The sequence below is a fragment of the Methylobacterium sp. Leaf104 genome (assembly GCF_001422885.1).
GTDB lineage: Bacteria > Pseudomonadota > Alphaproteobacteria > Rhizobiales > Beijerinckiaceae > Methylobacterium.
This window is the reverse complement of record NZ_LMMZ01000036.1, coordinates 1-1,080: the sequence shown is the minus strand read 5'-3', so window position 1 is coordinate 1,080 and position 1,080 is coordinate 1. Positions and strand designations below refer to the sequence as shown.

At 68.4% G+C, this 1,080-nt stretch carries 1 protein-coding gene and 1 pseudogene; one reads left to right on the top strand and one right to left on the bottom strand.

Annotation, left to right across the window (positions count from 1 at the left end; all coding sequences use genetic code 11):
• A pseudogene (locus ASF49_RS17100) lies at positions 1 to 924 on the top strand (sugar nucleotidyltransferase); the annotation flags it as partial.
• A gap of 11 nt (positions 925 to 935) precedes the next feature.
• On the opposite strand, the gene ASF49_RS17095 reads toward ASF49_RS17100, so the two are convergent.
• The coding region (locus ASF49_RS17095; RefSeq protein WP_156653067.1) for a transposase at positions 936 to 1,080 on the bottom strand (145 nt) is incomplete at its 5' end.

Genomic DNA, 1,080 nt, shown 5'->3' with positions numbered 1-1,080 from the left:
TCAACAAGCAGCTGCTGCCGGTCTACGACAAGCCGATGATCTACTACCCGGTCTCGGTGCTGATGCTGGCGGGCATCCGCGAGATCCTGATCATCTCCTCGCCCGAGCACCTCGACAACTACAAGCGCCTGTTCGGCACCGGCGAGCAGTTCGGGCTGTCCTTCAGCTACGCGGTCCAGCCCCGGCCGGAGGGTCTGGCCCAGGCCTTCCTGATCGGGCGCGACTTCGTGGGCGGCGACAGCGTCGCCCTGGTGCTGGGCGACAACCTGTTCTTCGGCTCAGGCATGCGCGAGCCAGGCCTTCCTGATCGGGCGCGACTTCGTGGGCGGCGACAGCGTCGCCCTGGTGCTGGGCGACAACCTGTTCTTCGGCTCAGGCATGCGCGAGCTCCTGGCCCGGGCCCGCGCCCGCGAGACCGGCGCCACGGTGTTCGCCTACCACGTCGACGACCCCTCGGCCTACGGCGTGGTCACCCTCGGCCCGGACGGGCGCCCCTTACGCCTCGTCGAGAAGCCGGTGACGCCCGAGAGCCCCTGGGCGGTGACGGGCCTGTACTTCTACGACAACCAGGTCCTCGACATCGCCGCGGGCGTGCGGCCCTCGGCCCGGGGCGAGCTCGAGATCACCAGCGTCAACGAGGCCTATCTCGAGCGGGGGCAGCTGCACGTGGAGCGCATGAGCCGCGGCTATGCCTGGCTCGACACGGGCACGCATGACAGCCTCTTGGAGGCGGCCGAGTTCGTGCGCACGCTCCAGCACCGCCAGGGCCTGCAGGTGGCCTGCCTGGAGGAGATCGCCTACCTGCAGGGCTTCATCGGCCAGGACCAGCTCGTCGCCCGCGGCAAGCTCTTCGCCAAGACCGCCTACGGTCAGAACCTCCTCAAACTCGCACAGGAAGACCAGAGCGCCCTTCTGGCACGGTGATCTAGGGTCTGTCATCGCTTGAGCCAATCGAGGGCCGCGGCAAGACAGAGGACGCCCATGAAGCTGACGGTCGTCTTCTCGTAGCGTGTGGCGATGGCGCGCCACTCCTTGAGCCTGGCCCAGAGGCGCTCGACCTGGTTGCGCAGCGCCCCTGCG